The 17,797-nt window shown below is 64.9% G+C and carries 12 protein-coding genes; 8 read left to right on the forward strand and 4 right to left on the reverse strand.

Annotation, left to right across the window (positions count from 1 at the left end):
• Positions 1-220: 220 nt before the first annotated feature.
• From mfd to mscL, 5 genes are all read left to right on the forward strand, one after another.
• Positions 221-3,709 (forward strand): transcription-repair coupling factor, encoded by a 3,489-nt coding sequence (mfd, locus tag C2L66_RS08060; protein ID WP_060600791.1) that lies wholly within the window; start codon positions 221-223, stop codon positions 3,707-3,709.
• A 9-nt stretch (positions 3,710-3,718) separates the two neighbouring features.
• Positions 3,719-4,906, forward strand: a complete 1,188-nt coding sequence (locus C2L66_RS08065; RefSeq protein ID WP_060600789.1) for a M20 family metallopeptidase — start codon at positions 3,719-3,721, stop codon at positions 4,904-4,906.
• Between the two features lie 147 nt (positions 4,907-5,053).
• Positions 5,054-6,301, forward strand: a complete 1,248-nt coding sequence (gene argE / locus C2L66_RS08070; protein ID WP_060600786.1) for an acetylornithine deacetylase — start codon at positions 5,054-5,056, stop codon at positions 6,299-6,301.
• A 78-nt stretch (positions 6,302-6,379) separates the two neighbouring features.
• Positions 6,380-7,402: a threonine/serine dehydratase gene (locus C2L66_RS08075; protein ID WP_054930445.1), complete on the forward strand. Its 1,023-nt coding sequence runs from the start codon at positions 6,380-6,382 to the stop codon at positions 7,400-7,402.
• A gap of 207 nt (positions 7,403-7,609) precedes the next feature.
• Positions 7,610-8,059, forward strand: a complete 450-nt coding sequence (gene mscL / locus C2L66_RS08080) for a large conductance mechanosensitive channel protein MscL (RefSeq protein WP_054930464.1) — start codon at positions 7,610-7,612, stop codon at positions 8,057-8,059.
• A gap of 104 nt (positions 8,060-8,163) precedes the next feature.
• Here mscL and C2L66_RS08085 read toward each other — a convergent pair whose 3' ends face one another.
• The 3 genes from C2L66_RS08085 to C2L66_RS08095 form a co-directional block, all read right to left on the reverse strand.
• Entirely contained in the window at positions 8,164-10,155 is a 1,992-nt protein-coding gene (locus C2L66_RS08085) for a hybrid sensor histidine kinase/response regulator (RefSeq protein WP_060600784.1), read from the reverse strand.
• A 94-nt stretch (positions 10,156-10,249) separates the two neighbouring features.
• On the reverse strand, positions 10,250-10,744 hold the full coding sequence (locus C2L66_RS08090; RefSeq protein WP_054930463.1) for a response regulator: 495 nt from the start codon (positions 10,742-10,744) through the stop codon (positions 10,250-10,252).
• A gap of 175 nt (positions 10,745-10,919) precedes the next feature.
• Positions 10,920-12,530: a sensor histidine kinase gene (locus tag C2L66_RS08095; RefSeq protein WP_060600781.1), complete on the reverse strand. Its 1,611-nt coding sequence runs from the start codon at positions 12,528-12,530 to the stop codon at positions 10,920-10,922.
• 495 nt (positions 12,531-13,025) lie between these two features.
• On the opposite strand from C2L66_RS08095, the gene C2L66_RS08100 reads away from it, so the two are divergent.
• Entirely contained in the window at positions 13,026-13,523 is a 498-nt protein-coding gene (locus tag C2L66_RS08100; protein ID WP_036005152.1) for a hypothetical protein, read from the forward strand.
• A gap of 109 nt (positions 13,524-13,632) precedes the next feature.
• Here C2L66_RS08100 and C2L66_RS08105 read toward each other — a convergent pair whose 3' ends face one another.
• Positions 13,633-16,077, reverse strand: coding sequence for an AsmA family protein (locus C2L66_RS08105; protein WP_060600778.1), 2,445 nt, complete (start codon positions 16,075-16,077; stop codon positions 13,633-13,635).
• A 101-nt stretch (positions 16,078-16,178) separates the two neighbouring features.
• Between C2L66_RS08105 and C2L66_RS08110 the strand changes: the two genes are divergently transcribed.
• Both C2L66_RS08110 and C2L66_RS08115 read left to right on the forward strand, forming a co-directional pair.
• Entirely contained in the window at positions 16,179-16,922 is a 744-nt protein-coding gene (locus tag C2L66_RS08110; RefSeq protein WP_233444943.1) for an ABC transporter ATP-binding protein, read from the forward strand.
• Positions 16,919-17,722, forward strand: a complete 804-nt coding sequence (locus C2L66_RS08115) for an ABC transporter permease (protein ID WP_007585855.1) — start codon at positions 16,919-16,921, stop codon at positions 17,720-17,722. The genes C2L66_RS08110 and C2L66_RS08115 overlap by 4 nt, the downstream gene beginning before the upstream one ends.
• The last annotated feature ends 75 nt before the right edge of the window (positions 17,723-17,797 follow it).

Genomic DNA, 17,797 nt, shown 5'->3' on the forward strand with positions numbered 1-17,797 from the left:
TGCCCCAGCACGCGTAAACTTGCCGGTCACGCACCGTCAGCGACGCGCCCACGAGGCGCCCGCTGGGCGTTTGCATTGATTCCCGTGTTGCGGGCAGGCGGGGTTGTCAGCCGCTTGCAGCACCGCCCAGCATGAGTTGCAGCACCATTTACCGTCATTCGTTTGCAGTCGATCGTTGAACCGCTGTTCATTGGCGTCACCCAAAGGCCGTTTCCCTTTTATGCCCGACATCGCCGCATCCACGCAGTCCTCCTCCTCAACGCCCGTCGCGCTGGTCAAGGCCGGCCAGCGTTTCGTGTTCGACGGCACGAACGGCTCGTCCGACGCGCTGCTGATCGCGCGCTACCACCTCGCGTACAAGGCGCAGGTGCCGCTGCTGGCCGTCGTCTGCGCGAGCGCCGTCGATGCACAGCGGCTGTCGCAGGAACTCGCGTTTTTCGCGCCTGAGGCCCGGGTGCGCCTGCTGCCCGACTGGGAAACGCTGCCGTACGACTCGTTCTCGCCGCACCAGGATCTCGTCTCCGAGCGTCTCGCGACGCTGCACGATCTCGGCGAAGCACGCTGCGACATCCTGCTCGTGCCGGCGACGACCGCCCTGTACCGGATGCCGCCCGCCTCCTTCATGGCCGCCTACACGTTCTCGTTCTCGCAGGGCGAGCGTCTCGACGAAGCAAAGCTGAAAGCGCAGCTGACGCTGGCCGGCTACGAGCACGTGAGCCAGGTCGTGCGGCCCGGCGAATACTGTGTGCGCGGCTCGCTGATCGACCTCTTTCCAATGGGCTCGCCGCTGCCGTACCGGATCGACCTGTTCGACGACCAGGTCGATTCGATCCGCGCGTTCGATCCCGATTCGCAGCGCAGCCTCTACCCCGTGAAGGACGTGCGCCTGCTGCCCGGCCGCGAGTTTCCGTTCGACGAAGCCGCGCGCACCGCCTTTCGCAGCCGCTGGCGCGAGGTGTTCGAAGGCGATCCGAGCCGCGCGTCGATCTACAAGGACATCGGCAACGGCGTGCCGTCGGCGGGTATCGAATACTATCTGCCGCTGTTCTTCGAAGAGACGGCGACGCTCTTCCACTACCTGCCCGACGGCGCGCAACTCGCGTTCGTCGGCGATCTGGACGCCGCCATCCGGCGCTTCACCGCCGATACCAGGCAGCGCTACAACTTCCTGTCGCACGACCGCGACCGGCCAATCCTGGAGCCGCAGCGCCTGTTCCTGTCGGACGAAGATTTCTTCACGTTCGCCAAGCCGTTCGCGCGCCTGTCGTTGCCCGGCAACGCGGGCGGCGGCTGGGCCGTGCCGCTGCCCAATCTCGCGATCGACCGCCACGCCGACGATCCCGTCGCCGCCTTGCGCGCGTGGCTCGCGACGACGCCGAACCGCGTGCTGTTCGCGGCGGAATCGGCGGGCCGGCGCGAGACGATTGCGCAACTGCTCGCGGACAACGCGCTGCGCCCCGCTTCCGTCGACAGCTACGGTGACTGGCTGACCTCCGACGCGCGCTTCGCGCTCGGCGTCGCGCCGCTCGCAAACGGCTTCGCGATTCCGGGCGAAGGCGTCGCGATCCTCACCGAGACGGAACTGTACGGCCCGCTCGCAAGACGCACGGGACGCCGCCGCCAGGAACAGGCGAGCAATGTCGATTCGATGGTGCGCGATCTGTCGGAGCTGAAGGTCGGCGACCCGGTCGTGCATTCGCAGCACGGTATTGGCCGCTACATGGGCCTCGTGACGATGGACCTCGGCGAAGGCGAAACCGAATTCCTGCACCTCGAATACCAGGGCGACAGCAAACTGTACGTGCCCGTCGCGCAGTTGCACGTGATCTCGCGTTACAGCGGCGCGGACCCGGAAAGCGCGCCGCTGCACGCGCTCGGTTCGGGCCAGTGGGAAAAGGCCAAGCGCAAGGCCGCGCAGCAGATCCGCGACACGGCGGCCGAACTGCTGAACCTCTATGCACGCCGCGCTGCGCGCGAAGGCCATGCGTTCGCGCTCGAACCGCGCGACTACGTGAAGTTCGCCGAGAGCTTCGGCTTCGAGGAAACCCCCGACCAGGCGGCCGCCATTGCCGCCGTGATCGGCGACATGACGAGCGGCAAGCCGATGGACCGCCTCGTGTGCGGCGACGTCGGCTTCGGCAAGACGGAAGTCGCGTTGCGCGCGGCGTTCATTGCGGTGATGGGCGGCAAACAGGTAGCGCTGCTCTCGCCCACCACACTGCTCGCCGAGCAGCACACGCAGACCTTCACCGACCGCTTCTCCGACTGGCCCGTGCGGATTGCCGAACTGTCGCGCTTCAAGAGCACGAAGGAAGTGAGCGCGTCGATCCAGCAGATCAATGAAGGCAGCGTCGATATCGTGATCGGCACGCACAAGCTGCTGTCGTCGGATGTGCAGTTCAAGCGGCTGGGGCTGGTCATCATCGACGAGGAACACCGGTTTGGCGTGCGCCAGAAGGAAGCGCTGAAAGCGCTGCGCGCCGAAGTCGACGTGCTCACGCTCACCGCAACGCCGATTCCGCGCACGCTCGGCATGGCGTTGGAAGGCTTGCGCGATTTCTCGGTGATCGCGACGGCGCCGCAAAAGCGCCTCGCGATCAAGACCTTCGTGCGCCGCGAGGAAGACGGCGTGATCCGCGAAGCAATGCTGCGCGAACTGAAGCGCGGCGGCCAGGTGTACTTCCTGCACAACGAAGTCGAGACGATCGAAAACCGCCGGCAGATGCTCGAAGCGCTGGTGCCCGAAGCGCGTATCGCGGTGGCGCACGGACAGATGCACGAGCGCGAACTGGAACGCGTGATGCGCGATTTCGTCGCGCAGCGCGCGAACGTGCTGCTATGCACGACCATCATCGAAACGGGCATCGACGTGCCGAGCGCGAACACGATCCTGATTCACCGCGCGGACAAATTCGGTCTCGCGCAGCTGCATCAGCTGCGTGGCCGCGTTGGCCGCTCGCATCACCAGGCGTATTCGTATCTGCTGGTGCACGATCCGCAAGGGTTGACGAAGCAGGCACAACGGCGTCTCGAAGCGATTCAGCAGATGGAAGAACTCGGCGCGGGCTTCTATCTCGCGATGCACGACCTCGAAATTCGCGGCACGGGCGAAGTGCTCGGCGACAAGCAGTCGGGCGAGATTCACGAGATCGGCTTCCAGCTCTATACGGACATGCTCAACGACGCCGTCAAGGCGCTGAAGAACGGCAAGGAGCCGGACCTCACGGCACCGCTGGCGGCCACGACGGAGATCAATCTGCACACGCCCGCCATCCTGCCCGCCGACTATTGCGGCGACGTGCAGGAGCGTTTGTCGCTGTACAAGCGGCTGGCGAACTGCGAGCACAACGATTCCATCGACGGCATTCAGGAAGAGCTGATCGACCGCTTTGGCAAGATGCCGCCGCAGGCGCATGCGCTGGTCGAAACGCACCGCTTGCGCCTCGCCGCGAAGCCGCTCGGCATCTCGAAGATCGACGCGGGCGAAGCAGTGATCGGCCTGCAGTTCATTCCGAATCCGCCCATCGACGCGATGCGGATCATCGAGATGGTGCAGAAGCACAAGCACATCAAGCTCGCGGGTCAGGACAAGCTGCGCATCGAGAGCCGTAGTCCCGATTTCACCGTGCGCGTCGCGACCGTCAAGGAAACGCTGCGTGCGCTCGGCGCACCGACCAAAGGCGCGGCGGACCGGCGCGTCGCTTCATAAGCCCGCCAGATGACGGGCGCTGTCGACACGGCATCGATCGTCGAACTGCTGACGGCGCTCGTGCGCGTGCCGAGCCGCGGCGGCATCGATGCGCGCGCACCCGTGCTCGAATGTATCGAAGCGTGGCTCGGCGCGCATGACATAGACACGCGCCGGCTCGCTTCCGCCGACGGACAACCGCTCGCGCTTCATGCGGCAATACGCGGCGCGGCCCCAGGCCCGCATTACCTGCTGAACGCGACGCTGGACACCGCGAGCTTCGGCGACGAATCGACGTGGACCTGTCCGCCGCTCGCCGCACGGGTCGAAAACGGCTGGCTCCACGGACGCGGCAGCGCGGACAGCAAGGCGGCCGTCGCGATCTTCGCGCATCTCGCCGCCGCGTTCGCGAAGCGCATTAATACGCTCGCGGGCACGCTCGGCGTGCTGTTCGATCTCGACGAGCATACGGGCCGTTTCGGCGGCGCCCGCGCGTTCTTCGACGTGCCGGATGCGGTGAAGCCCGATGGTGTGTTCATCGGCTATCCGGGCATCGACCGTATCGTCGTCGGCGCGCGCGGGTTCGTTCGCGCGAAGCTCGTCGTGCACGGCGTCGCCGCGCATTCCGGCGCGAGCCACACGCGCGGACTCAATGCGGCGATACGCGGCGCCCACCTGGCCGCTGCCTTGAACGAGGCCACGCTGCCCGTGGACCGAGCGTTCGATCGCCCCGCGCAATTGACCGTCACCGGTATCCGCGCAGGCGACGGCACATTCACCAGCGTGCCGGATCGTTGCGAACTCACCGTCGATTGCCGCCTCACGCCGGGTTTCGATGCTTCTGAAGCGCGACGTGCGATCGAAGACATCGTTCGGGATCGGGACGCGCAACACGATCCATCGCTTGCGACGTCGATCGAATGGATCGCGGGCTGGCCCGCCTACCGCGTGCCCGATTCGCATCCCATGACGCGCGCGCTGCATCGCGCAGCACGCCGCGAACTTGGCGCCGACCTGCCGCTGGCCGTCGCGGGACCGTCGAACATCGGCAACTACCTCGCGTCGCTCGGCGTGCCTGCATTGTGCGGCTTTGGCGTGCAATGCGAAGGCATCCACGCGGCGAACGAGCGCATCGAACTCGCCAGCATCGCGCCCGTCTATCGCGTGTACGAAAGCGCGTTGCTCAGCCTGCTCGCGCCCGACGAGCAACGCGCCTGACCCATCACCCGGGAACGTTTTCAACGCGCGCCATCAATTGCTGCGTCGCGCAAAGCCCCGTCCGGCAAGCGACCGCGCTTTATGAGCTTTGGCTAATTAAGCGGTTTTTGGGTATCATCAAAACACACCCAAGCTGGAGCTCAAGTCATGTCACAGGTCGCTGACAAAGCGCTGTCCGCCCAAACGTCGTCTTCTTCCGCTGCTTCCGCCGAGTCTTCTTCCCCCGCTTCGCTCCCCTGGGTCACGCGCCTCGTGTCGATGGACACGGTCAGCCGCAATCCGAACCTCGGCCTGATAGAAACGGTGCGCGACGCGCTGCGCGAACGCGGTGTCGACGCCACCCTGACGCACGACGAAAGCGGCAAATGGGCCAACCTGTTCGCGACGATTCCGGCGCATGACGGCGAGACCAATGGCGGGATCGTGCTATCGGGGCACACGGACGTGGTGCCTGTCGACGGCCAGAAATGGGACAGCGATCCGTTCAAGCCCGAAGTGCGCGGCGACAAGCTCTACGGCCGCGGCACCTGCGACATGAAAGGCTTTATCGGCGCGGCGCTCACGCTCGTGCCGCAGATGCAGCAGACGAGGCTCGCCAAGCCGATCCATCTGGCGTTTTCATTCGATGAAGAAGTGGGATGCGTCGGCGCGCCGCTGATGATCGCCGACCTGATGAAGCGCGGCGTCAAACCGGACGGCTGCATCGTCGGCGAGCCGACCAGCATGCGCCCCATCATTGCGCACAAGGGCATCAACGCTTACCAGTGCTGCGTGCGCGGCTTCGCGGCGCATTCGTCGCTCACGCCCAAAGGCCTGAACGCAATCGAATACGCGGCGCGCCTGATCTGCTACATCCGCGACATGGCCGATCAGTTCCGCGAGCAAGGCCCGTTCGACCAGCTTTACGACGTGCCGTTCACGACGGCGCAGACCAGCACGATCAAGGGCGGCAACGCGATCAACACCGTACCCGCCGAGTGCAGCTTCGAGTTCGAGTTCCGCAATCTGCCCACACTCGATCCCGAGCCGATCTTCGCGCGCATCGACCAGTACGCGCGTGAAACGCTGTTGCCGAAGATGAAGCGCGAGCACGAAGCGGCCGCGATCGAGTTTACGAAAATCGCCGCGGCGCCCGGCCTCGACTCGACGGAGCAGGCGGCCATCACGCAACTCGTGCGCGCGCTCACCGGCGATCAGGACAAGCGCAAGGTCGCGTACGGCACGGAAGCGGGCCTGTTCTCGCTGGCGGGCATTCCGAGCATCGTGTGCGGGCCCGGCGACATCGTCCAGGCGCACAAGGCAAACGAATTCGTCACGCTCGATCAACTGGCGCAGTGCGAACGGTTTCTCGGCAAGTTCATTCACAGCATGTCGGTCGATGCGCACGCGCAATAACTCGAGCAGCACATAACAACAAGCACAAACAGGAACAAGGCATAAAACGCGGACCTCACCCACAAGACGACGCACGCCATGTCCACCGCCACGCCGCAGCACACTGACCGTACGATCGACGGTGAGCCGATCCCGACGCTCGACGACATCGCCTCGCAGCACTTCGCGCTAACGCCGTGGGTCGTGCGAACGCCTGTGTTCGACCGGATGGATTTTCCGACGCTCGAAGGCACGCTCGTCAACTTCAAGTTCGAGCTGCTGCAGGCGGGCGGCAGCTTCAAGGCGCGCGGCGCGTTCTCGAACCTGCTCGCACTCGACGAAGCGCAGCGCAGTTCCGGCGTGACCTGCGTGTCGGGCGGCAATCATGCCGTGGCCGTCGCCTATGCCGCCATGCGTATGGGCATCAGCGCGAAAGTCGTCGTGATGCACGCGGCGAATCCGGCACGCATCGCGCTGTGCCGGCAATATCGCGCGGAAGTCGTGATGGCCGACAACGTGGAAGAAGCGTTCGAGATCGTGCGGCGCATCGAGGCCGAGGAAGGCCGTTATTTCGTGCATCCGTTCAACGGTTACCGCACGGTGCTCGGCACCGCGACGCTCGGCTACGAATGGGCGACGCAGACACCCGATCTCGATGCCGTGATCGTGCCGATCGGCGGCGGCGGGCTTGCGGCGGGCATTTCGACGGCGCTGCGCCTCGCCAATCCGCGTGTGCATGTGTACGGCGTCGAGCCGGAAGGCGCGGACGTGATGAACCGCAGCTTCGCCGCGAATCACACCGTCAAGATGACCCACATGCATTCGATCGCCGATTCGCTGATGGCGCCGCACACCGAGCAATACAGCTACGAGCTGTGCCGCCGGCATGTCGACCGTCTCGTCACCGTCACCGACGACGCCTTGCGCGCCGCCATGCTCACCCTGTTCATGCAACTGAAGCTGGCCGTCGAACCTGCGTGCGCCGCCGCCACGGCCGCCCTGCTCGGCCCGTTGCGCGAGCAACTGCAAGGCAAGCGCGTCGGCGTGCTGCTATGCGGGACGAATACCGATCCTGTCACGTTCGCCGCGCACATCGAACAGGCGCGCGCGGCAGAAGTTTAAGCGGTTCGCTTCACGTACTTTTCACGCGCCTTGCCGTCGCCCGATTCGACCCGGGTGATGGCAGGCGCACCGTTTGCAAGCATCGACGGCTCTTCGTCACTTCCGCGACATATCGGCCAGAGCGCAACACGATCAGGCGCCAAATCATTTCACGCAGTGCCGATCGTTGGCTATCATGTCGCCATCGACTTCAAGGAGAACTGCCCGATGAGCATGATTACTGAATTCAAGGAATTTGCCCTCAAAGGCAACGTGATGGACCTCGCGGTCGGTGTGATCATCGGCGGAGCGTTTTCGACTATCGTCAACTCCGTCGTGAAGGATCTGATCATGCCTGTCGTCGGCGTCGCGACGGGCGGCCTCGATTTCTCCAACAAGTTCATCCTGCTCGGACACATCCCCGCGAATTTCAAGGGCAATCCGGAGTCTTACAAGGACTTGCAGACGGCAGGCGTCGCGGCGTTCGGCTATGGTTCGTTCATCACGGTCGCAATCAACTTCGTGATTCTCGCGTTCATCATTTTCATGATGGTCAAATTCATCAACAAGCTGCGCGCGCCCGCCCCGGCCGCGCCTGAAGCGCCGCCGCCCACGCCCGAAGACGTGCTGCTGCTGCGTGAAATCCGCGATTCGTTGAAGCATTCGCCGCGTATCTGACCACGCCTCATCGAAGCGCCACGAAAGCGGCGCTCATATAAATTCGAAGGACGTGTTGCGCTTTGCGCGCAACACGTCCTTCTTTTTTCGCCACACGCGCGGGCTTAATCCGCTCTGGCCTCGCCTGCGTTCTTCTGCGTCTTCGCGGCTGCGGCGCTCTCGATCACCTGCTCGAGCTGCGAGAAATTGACGGGCTTGGTCAGATGCGACGTGAAGCCCGCTTCGAGGCAGCGCCGGATATCCTCGTCGCTGCCGAAGCCCGTCAATGCAACGGCCGGCGCATCGTCGCGCTCGCGGAACGCCTTGACGAAATCGAGGCCCGTACCGTCGGGCAAGCCCACGTCGCTGACGATCAGGTCGAACGTGGCGGTTTGCGTGGCGGCGAGCGCATCGGCCACACGCCCGACCACCGTCACGTCATGGCCGAGCGTGCGCATCAGTTGCGCCATCACTTCGGCTGTGTCCGCGTGGTCCTCGATCAGCAGAATGCCCAATCCGCCCGCCGGCTGCACGCTCGCCGCCTCCGGCACGACCGGCTCGGCGTGCGGCTCGGCGGCCGTCGGCAGCGTGATCGTGAAGGTCGCGCCGCAATGCGCGCCCGGACTTTGCGCCGTCACCGTGCCGCCATGCGCGTCCGTCAGCGCCTTGGTGATTGCGAGTCCAAGACCCAGCCCGCCGAACTGCCGCGACATGTTCTGGCTGCCCTGCTCGAACGCATTGAAGAGCTTGCCGATCTGCTCGGGCTCGATGCCGACGCCCGTATCTTCCACGGATATCTGCACGTGCATCCGTTCGTCACGTGTGCGCACGTAGATATGGCCGCCATCCGGCGTGAACTTCGCGGCATTGCGGATCAGGTTCCACAGCATCTGCTGCAGACGCGCGCGGTCGGCGAGCACGAAATGATGGTGCGCTTCGGTGCTGATGTGCACGTCCTGCTGCTTGGTCTGGATCTCGCTGCGGAACAGTTCGAGCACGCTGTCGATTACCTCATGCACGTCGACCGTTTCCAGCGACAGCCGCAGCTTGCCGTTCGCAACCCGCGTCAGATCGAGCAGATCGTCGATCAGGCGCGCCTCCAGTTCGACGTTGCGGCGAATCATCATGACGCCCGCGCGCACGGCGTCGGGCAGGTCCTGCATCATTTCGAGCATGCGCGCGCCCGCCAGCACGGGCGTGAGCGGTGTGCGCAATTCGTGCGACAGCATCGCCAGAAAGCGGTCCTTCGCGCGGTTCGCCTCTTCCGCCGCCTGGCGCGCGGCCTGCTCGGATGCAAGAAGTCGCTCGCGCTCCTCGATGGCTTCGCGTTGCGAATGGATGTCAGTGCAACTGCCGAACCATTTGCTGACGACCCCGCCCGCATCGCGCATCGCGGCAATGCGCGCGTCGAACCAGCGATACGCGCCATCGTGCCGGCGAATGCGGAATTCGCTGCGATAGTCGGCGCCGTCGCCGCGCACCGTTCCAAGCCAGCTGCGGCGCGTCTCTTCGCGGTCGTCGGGATGCACGGCATCGATCCACGCAAGACCCAGCGCATGCGTGCCGTCGAGACCCGTGTATTCGACCCATTGCTTCGACACGAAATCGCAGTCGCCGTGGGCATTGCACGTGAATACCAGGTGCGGCAGCGCCTCCGACAGCATCCGGTAATGCGCCTCGCGCTCGCGCAACAGCAGCGCTTCCGCCGAGGCGCGCTGCATCCGCATCTGCGATAGCACGCGTTCGACGGCTTCGGGCAGATAGTCGAGATAGTCGCCCGCTTTCGGCACGACGTCGGAGACGCCCGAGCGCAGCGCTTCGATCACGCGGGATTCATCCGTGAAGCCGGTGACGAGAATGGCGGGGATGCGCACCCCTTCGCTGCGCAGGCGCCGGAAAAAGTCGAGTCCCGTCTCCGCGCCGTCGAGCTGATAGTCGAGCACGATCAGATCGGGTGAATTCGCGACGATCGCGCGATGCGCAGCCTCGACGCTACTGCTCAGTTCGACCCGGCAGCCAGCGCGCTCCAGCGACTTGCGCGCAAGGCGCAAGATGCCTTCGTCATCGTCGACGACGAGCACGCGGGCTGTGGGTAACGTGGTTACGTCTTCTGTCATGCCAGATGATTCAGGTCAATGGGACGGACGAGGCTGCAATGGTGCCGCGTGAATAATTCGTGAACGCTGCGTGAATGCCTCGGCCCACCGGCAATCATGCTGCGGGCGCGTAGCGCTGTCCCGGCGGCAGCTTCACGACCTGCAGGAAAAAACCCAGCCGCCGCACGGCTTCGATGAACGCATCGTATTCGACCGGTTTCGTGATGTAGACGTTGCAGCCCAACTCGTAGCAACGTTCGATTTCGCGTGGATCGTCGGTGGTCGTGAGGACGATCACGGGCATCGACGACGTCGACGGCGATTCCTTCAGCCGCCGCAACACTTCAAAGCCATCGACGCGCGGCATCTTCAGGTCCAGCAGCACCACGTAATTCGCGAGTTCGTCGCGCGCCGGCCGGCCGGCGGCGCGCTCGCCCGCGCGCGGTTCGCCGAAGAAATAATCGAGCGCTTCCTGACCGTCGCCGAAGCGGACAAAACCGTTCGAAATCCCCGCGCGCCGCAGATTGCGCTCGACGAGCGTAGCATGCCCGTCATCGTCCTCGACCAGCACGATGCCGACCGACTTACCATCCGTTTCCCCGTGTGACATGTTCCCTCCGAAGCCCTTGCGCCGCATCTGTTCGATGCGTTGTGCGTGAGCTGCGACTGCGTGAATGGTACGACTCGCTGCCCGCTATTATGCGGCCGTTGGCTGACGGCTTGCTGCCCCTTTGCGCATGAGGGCCGGTGCGTGTCATGCGCATCGACGGCGCATCAATAGCGCATCAATAGCGCATCGGTTGATCGGGCAGCGTGACGAAGAACGTCGACCCCGCCCCTTCCGCCGATTCGACCCACACGCGCCCGCCATGTCGTTCGACCGTGCGCCGCACGAGCGCAAGGCCGACGCCGTCGCCTTGCGCGACATCGCCGTGCAGCCGCTGGAAAGCGCGAAATACTTTCGACATATAGGCAGCGGGAATGCCCATTCCATTGTCGCGCACAAAGTAAGTGCGGGTTCTTTGCGGCGACGCGAGCGCGCGCTCGGCAGGTGCGCCATCCAGCGCGCCGACTTCGATGCGCCCCGGCCGCGACGGATCGAGAAAGTTGATTGCGTTCGAGAGCAACTGGCTGAACACCTGTTCGATGGCGGATGGATCGCCCCACGCCGTGGGCAGATCGCGCACGAGAACCACCGCGCGGCGCTCGTCGATGCGCTTTTGCAGCGCGTCGACGGCACGCGCGACCGCGCGGCCGACGCTTACGCGCTGCCATTGATATTCGAGCCGCCCCGCGCGCGAAATGCGCAACAGCGCTTCGATAATGGCCGCAGCGCGCGTCACCGACAAGCGCACATAGCGCAGCGATTCCTGCATGTCGCCGTCGAGCACATGCGCAACGCGTTTGTGTTCGGGCTCGGGCAGACGCGCATCGTCGATGGTCGCGCGCAGTTCGTCGCACGAAACCTGCAGTTCCTTCGAGAAACCCTGCATGTTCACGAGCGGCGAGCGCAGATCGTGTGACACGCTGTAAATGAACATCTCGTTGTCCTGCGTCTCCTGACGCAGGGTTTCGTTGACGCTCGCCAGTTCCGCCGCGCGCACTTGCAGCGATGTCTTGAGCGCGGCCTGTTTGTCGTCTGCCTCACGCAACAGCGCGCTGGTGCGATTCAACGCGGAATCGAGCGCGGCGATTTCGTCGTTGCCCGATAGCGGCGCGGGCAGCGGCTGCCCGCCGGCGAGCCGCTGCGCGTTTGCCGCGAGCACGTCCAGCCGCCGGCCGATGCTGCGCGCGAATCCCAATGCCGTGCCCGCCCACAGCAGCATCGAGCCGATCACGGCGCCCACCAGCGTCCATTGCTGGCGCTGGCGCGTTTTCGCGAGCGTCGCGTTGCGCTCGACTTCGAGCCGCGATGCTTCGTCGATGAATTCTTTCAACTGCACACGAAAGCGCATCACCTGCGCAGGCAACTCGCCGCCTTCGAGCGTGACGAAGGGTTTCATCGTCGCGCCCGTGCGCAGCGACTGCGCGACAGACAGCGCCTGCTGCCGGTAGCTGTCCACTTCGTCGCGCATGCGCTGCACGCGCGCGGCCTGCGCGGGCGTATCGGCGACAGCGGTTTCGAGCCGCGCGAGCCGGTCGCCGATGTCGACCCACGCCGCATGGCGGTCCATGAAAGACGGGGCGCCCGCGACGATGCCCGTGCGCACGCGCGCGACTTGCCGGAGCACGGGGTTTTCGAGCGCGGCCGCCTGATACAGGATCTGCTTGCTGTCCGACGAGCGTTCAACGGCCCGTGTGGTTTGCGCCTGCATGTCGAAGACGACGCCGAGCAGCGCCAGTTCGATGGCGCTCGGCAACGCGATCAGCAATAAGCCTTTGGTGAACAGTTTCATGGATGGCTGGCGCAATACGGCATGAACGTGCGAGGCAACCGCGTCCTGGCATGTGGAACCGCCGCGCGTAATCATGAGCGGGGCGCATGCATCATGGCTGTGCGCCGCGGCCTTAACGTCGCTGCGCGACGAACGCTATCGATATTTTCACTCATGCGCCGCGCCCGTCGACTCGCCGAACCGGTGCAATGGGCGTGAAAACCGCGCCGCAACTGGGACGCGGCCATTATGGGCGGGCCCAACGCATATTTCAATGCGCGCCGAAGAGGGCTTGGCACACATAAAAATGTCTTTTTTTACGGTGCCGGAAACACGCGCAGCGCGGGTGAGTCTATTATTGAGACCAGATGCACAGGGGATGCGAAAGCGCACGGCGACGCGATTCGGCCTGGTTCGCACGGAACGATGGAGTGAGACAGACGAATCACCGTGTATCCGGCATTTTCGTATGCTATAAAAGATCGACGTGCGGCGCGCGAAGCCGGGAGTGGTCGCATGAGGACGCTGCGTTTCTTGCAATTCTTTTTCAGGCGAGTTTTTATGTCCTTCCCGAAAAAGCGCAGGCGCGCGAAGGTGGACGGCGACGAGTCGTTCCTCGCTGTGCTGCGACACTTCAAGCCCTTCGGTCAGCTCGACACCAAGATTGCGCGCGCCCGCTCGCAAGATGAGCCGGTGTTGTACGCGCATGTGCTGCCAGGACTCGATGTCCTGCTCTGCAGCGTGCGCGGCGCGCATCCACCGTATCCCGCCGTCGCCGAATTGCGCCGGCGCTGCATCGAATCCATTGCCAACGCGCTTGAACAGCCGCTCGACGGACTGGAGAACGGCGGCTACTGGTACGAGGCCGATGGTTTCGGCTTCCTCGTGTTCGCGAGCCGCGCGAGAGCGCGCATCCTGCCGGAGTTCGGCGCGACGCGCACGGCTGCCAGTACGCGGCGCGGCGTGCGGCGTCAGGATGCGGCGGGCGACGCGACACCGCGTTCGCTCCGTTGAATCCCGAAGATCAGGCGTAGCCACTCACACAAAAACACGGCCGCGAAGATTCGCGGCCGTGGCGTTTTTGCGAGTCGATCATTGCGGGCGATGCATCCTTGCCTCGCGCTCAGCTTCCCTTGTAATCCGCCGCGTTCGACGGTCCCGGCAATGCCGCGCCGTTGTTCGGCTTTGCTGGCTGCTTCGACGGTGCGGTCGACGGCGCGACGGCCGACGCGCCCGGCGTCCCCGGCGGCAGCGGTAGAGCCTTGGCCTTCTCGCGCTGTCCCGGCGGCGGCGCGCTCGGGTGCTGCGCCTCCATGGCCGCCATCAGCTGCTGACACGGCAAAGGCTTGTTGTTGCTCGGCGCGATCAGCGGGATCAGCGCGGCGAAAGGATTGATCAGACCGAGGCCGACCATCGCGCCGCCACGCACGGCGAGCGCCGCCGCGTTCACGCCGACGTGAGGGTCCTTGAACGTGCCCTTCACATAGAGCGGCGAGCGCAGCGAAAAGATCCGGAAACCCTTCGTGTGCGGATGCACGCCGAGGTCCATCGACTCGTTCTTCAGGTTCACCGTGCCGTCGACGTTGATCACGGCGTCCTGCGTATCGAGCGCGAACACGCGTGAGTCGAGCACGCCGTCCGTCACGACGAAATCGCCTGCCGCGCAATTGATCTGCACGTCGCGATTGCCGAACAGTTTCTCGTAGACCACATTCGCCACGTTCAACCCGGCCGCTTCCATCAGCAAACGGCTCACCGCGCCATCGGTGACGAGCAGTTTGACCTCGCCGTTCGACGAAGCCGCGAGCGCCGCGGGCGAATTGCCCGTCGCCGACAGCGCGGCGTCGCCGTTGATCTCGCCGAGCGCGTTCTGCATGGTCTTCGCGGTCGGCAGCAACTGCTTGAGCTTCAGGTGACGGGCTTCCGTCGAAAAACGGCCCTTGAGCGGCGACGCGCTGCCGTCGAGATGAATGTTCGACGCGAGCGACCCGCCTGCGACGCCGAACTTCAGCGGCGCCAGCGACAGCACGCCGTCCGTCATGACGACATGGGTGTAGAGATCGGTGATGGGCAGCGCCGGATCCTTGATGATGCGGCGGCCCGTGAACTTCACGTTCGCGTCGATCGCTTTCCAGCGGTCGGTCTTGAACTCCTCGGCGGGCAGCGCCTTGTTCGACGGCTGGCGTGCGGTGTCGCCGCGCTTCGCCTTGCTGGCGTTGCTATCCGCGCCGATGATCGGCGCGAGGTCCTTGAACTGCAACAGATTCGAGACAAGGGTGCCTTCGAGCAGCGGACGTGTCGCGCGCTGCGTGTAGACGACCGTTCCGTTCAGATCGCTGCCGCCGACGCGGCCTGTAAAATTTTCATACCGGAACACGCTGCCGCCCTGCCTGAAGTTACCGATCAAATGACCCTCCGTCGCATAGGGCGGCGTCTCGGGCAGCGTGATGCCCGTCAGGTCATACAGATGATCGAGGCTCGAGCCTTGCAGCCACAGGCGCAGATCGACGGCGGCGAGATGCGCGGGATCGGTGACGGTGCCGACCAGTGCGATGCGCAGATCGCCCGCCTTCACGTCGGCCTGCACGGGGAACGGCCGGGATGTGTCCTGCAACGCGAGCACGCCGCCGAGCTTGCCGCTGCCCGATATCGGCGAGCGGTTGTAAGTGCCCTTCACCGTCCAGCCGATTCCATATTGCGGCGAGTTCGCACTCTGCGCGACGGCTGTGCCTGGCGCGCTCGCCGTGGCGCCCGATGCGGCTACGGCCGTCGATGCGCCCACGCCAGCCGGCACGGACGCGCCCGACGCAACAGGCACGCCAGGCGCCACAGCGGACGCGCCTGACGCCTCGGATGCGGCGGCTGCCTTCGCCTGCGCAGCGAGCTGCTTCGCACCCTGCTTGCCGACGACCTCAGCCGACGACCTGCGCGACGCCTCTTCCTGTTGCTTCATCGCTTCGCCGATGGGGATCGGCTGGCCGAGCGTATCGACCACCGCCTGCATGTCGATCTTTTTCTGCTCGTCCGACAGCGCGATATTGCCTTTATTGAGCTGGATGTCGTGCAGATCGAGTTTCCATTCCGACGGTCCCGCCGACGATTTCAGCTTGAACGTCCAGTTGTTGCGTCCGTCGAGGAGCCGTTCGAGATCGACGGATGGATTCACGACATTGATTGCCGGGATCACGATGTCGTGCGCGAGCAGCGGCAGCACTTTCACCTGGAAGTTGATTTCGTCGAGCGTCGCGAAGTGCTTCTGTTTCGCCCAGTCGGGATTGGCGATCGTGATGTTCTGCGCCGAGAAGCGCGGCCACAGCACCCACGAACGCCAGCCCGCCTCGCCGACGGGATGTCGCCACCCCACCTTCAGATCGCCTTCGATTGCAAACGGCCTGCCGATGGCTTCGCTGACCTTGTCGTTCACATAGGGACGCGCGCGATTCCAGTCGAACGTCAGAATGAAAACCGCCACAGCAACGATCAGGATCACCAGCACCGCGAACAGCCACGCGAGGGTTTTGCCGATTGTCTTGCCGACGGACATGCCAGACGAATGCAGCACAGCCATGAGCGCTCCGAAAAAATACTTGCGTCATTCGTCTGCACAGCACGTGCTGTGCCCGCGCGCGCTTCGTTATGATGATGCGCTGCGACACATTCCAATATGCCATGCCCCACCCCACCAACCTGACGGACGCGCCCCTCGTCCAGGCGCAAAGCCTCGTTCGGCGCGACGCGGCGCGCGGCCAGACGCTGCTGCATGCGACCAGCATCGCCATTCATGCGGGCGAGCGAATTGCGATCACGGGCCCGTCCGGGTCGGGCAAAAGCGTGTTCATGCGTGCCCTTGCGCTGCTCGATCCACTCGATAGCGGCGAGGTGCGGTGGCGCGGCAAGCGCATCGCACGGGCGACGATTCCGCTCTACCGGCGCCACGTCGCCTACATTCGCCAGCGGCCCGCGCTGCTCGACGGCACGGTCGAAGACAATCTGCGTTATCCGTACACGCTGCGCGCGTATCGCGATGTCCGCTTCGACCGCGGGCAGGCGGCCGCGCTTGCTTCGCAGGCCGGACGTGCGGGCGATTTTCTCGAACGCTTTGCTAGCGAGCTGTCGGGCGGCGAGGCGCAGATCGCCGCGTTGATCCGCGTGCTGCAGCTCGCGCCGGACTTGCTGCTGCTCGACGAACCGACGGCATCGCTCGATCCCGAATCGGCGCTGGCGATCGAAGGCCTGGTGCGCGCGTGGTTCGATGCCGCGCCGCAGGTGCGCGCGTGGCTGTGGGTGTCGCACGATCCGGCGCAAGCGGCCCGCGTGAGCAACCGTCATCTGACGATGCGCGCCGGCGTGCTCGACGATGCGCAGCGCACTATGCCCGATACGTCCACGCACACCGGGGAGCCGCCGCGATGACCTTGCAGAACCTCAGCCTCTGGGACGTCGCGCTGGCAGCGCTGCTGATCGTCGTGAACGGTGCGGTCTCCGTTCTGCTCAAGCTCGATCTCGAACGCAAGCTCGCGTGGGCGGCCGTGCGCACCGTCGTCCAGCTGCTCGCGATCGGCTATGTGCTCGCGTGGGTATTTGCGTACGCGCGCTGGTACGTGGTGCTGCCGCTGATGATCGCGATGACGCTGATCGCGGGCTTCGCGGGCGCGGGACGCGGCTCGCGCACGTATGCCGGGCAGCGCGTCGACAGCATCCTGTCGATCTGGGCGAGCGCGTGGCTCGTCGCGGCCGTTGGACTCTTTGCCGTGATCCGCATTCGACCGTGGTACGAACCGCAATATGCGATTCCGATCCTCGGGATGATTCTCGGCAATACGCTGACGGGCGTGTCGCTGGGCATTGAACGGATGACGGAGGAGCTAACCGCGCGCCGCGACCGCGTCGACATGGCGCTCGCCCTCGGCGCGACGCGCTGGGAAGCCGCGCAGGGACCGGCGCGCCAGGCGGTGCGCGCCGGCATGATTCCGACGCTCAACCAGATGGCCGTGGTGGGCGTCGTGAGTCTGCCGGGAATGATGACGGGCCAGGTGCTGGCCGGGCAATCGCCGCTGCAGGCCGTGCGCTATCAGATCGTGATCATGTTCCTGATCGCGGCGTCGTCGGCGCTGGGGACGGTGGGTGCTGTGCTGCTTACGTATCGGCGGCTGTTTTCGCCGGAGCACCGGTTTCTGGCGTCGCGGCTTGTCGAGCGGCGCTCGAAGCGCTGACGTGTGTGCGAGGCGAGCGTGGTGATCGATGCATGCACACCGCATGCAATTCAGCCGATGTGCATGGCTTGCGAT

Source organism: Paraburkholderia caribensis, from assembly GCF_002902945.1.
Taxonomy (GTDB): domain Bacteria; phylum Pseudomonadota; class Gammaproteobacteria; order Burkholderiales; family Burkholderiaceae; genus Paraburkholderia; species Paraburkholderia caribensis.

Excerpts from the sequence above, each read along its gene's own strand:
- mfd (WP_060600791.1), top strand. The coding sequence starts at position 221 with ATGCCCGACATCGCCGCATCCACGCAGTCCTCCTCCTCAACGCCCGTC.
- C2L66_RS08065 (WP_060600789.1), top strand. The coding sequence starts at position 3,719 with ATGACGGGCGCTGTCGACACGGCATCGATCGTCGAACTGCTGACGGCG.
- argE (WP_060600786.1), top strand. The coding sequence starts at position 5,054 with ATGTCACAGGTCGCTGACAAAGCGCTGTCCGCCCAAACGTCGTCTTCT.
- C2L66_RS08075 (WP_054930445.1), top strand. The coding sequence starts at position 6,380 with ATGTCCACCGCCACGCCGCAGCACACTGACCGTACGATCGACGGTGAG.
- mscL (WP_054930464.1), top strand. The coding sequence starts at position 7,610 with ATGAGCATGATTACTGAATTCAAGGAATTTGCCCTCAAAGGCAACGTG.
- C2L66_RS08085 (WP_060600784.1), bottom strand. The coding sequence starts at position 10,155 with ATGACAGAAGACGTAACCACGTTACCCACAGCCCGCGTGCTCGTCGTC.
- C2L66_RS08090 (WP_054930463.1), bottom strand. The coding sequence starts at position 10,744 with ATGTCACACGGGGAAACGGATGGTAAGTCGGTCGGCATCGTGCTGGTC.
- C2L66_RS08095 (WP_060600781.1), bottom strand. The coding sequence starts at position 12,530 with ATGAAACTGTTCACCAAAGGCTTATTGCTGATCGCGTTGCCGAGCGCC.
- C2L66_RS08100 (WP_036005152.1), top strand. The coding sequence starts at position 13,026 with ATGAGGACGCTGCGTTTCTTGCAATTCTTTTTCAGGCGAGTTTTTATG.
- C2L66_RS08105 (WP_060600778.1), bottom strand. The coding sequence starts at position 16,077 with ATGGCTGTGCTGCATTCGTCTGGCATGTCCGTCGGCAAGACAATCGGC.
- C2L66_RS08110 (WP_233444943.1), top strand. The coding sequence starts at position 16,179 with ATGCCCCACCCCACCAACCTGACGGACGCGCCCCTCGTCCAGGCGCAA.
- C2L66_RS08115 (WP_007585855.1), top strand. The coding sequence starts at position 16,919 with ATGACCTTGCAGAACCTCAGCCTCTGGGACGTCGCGCTGGCAGCGCTG.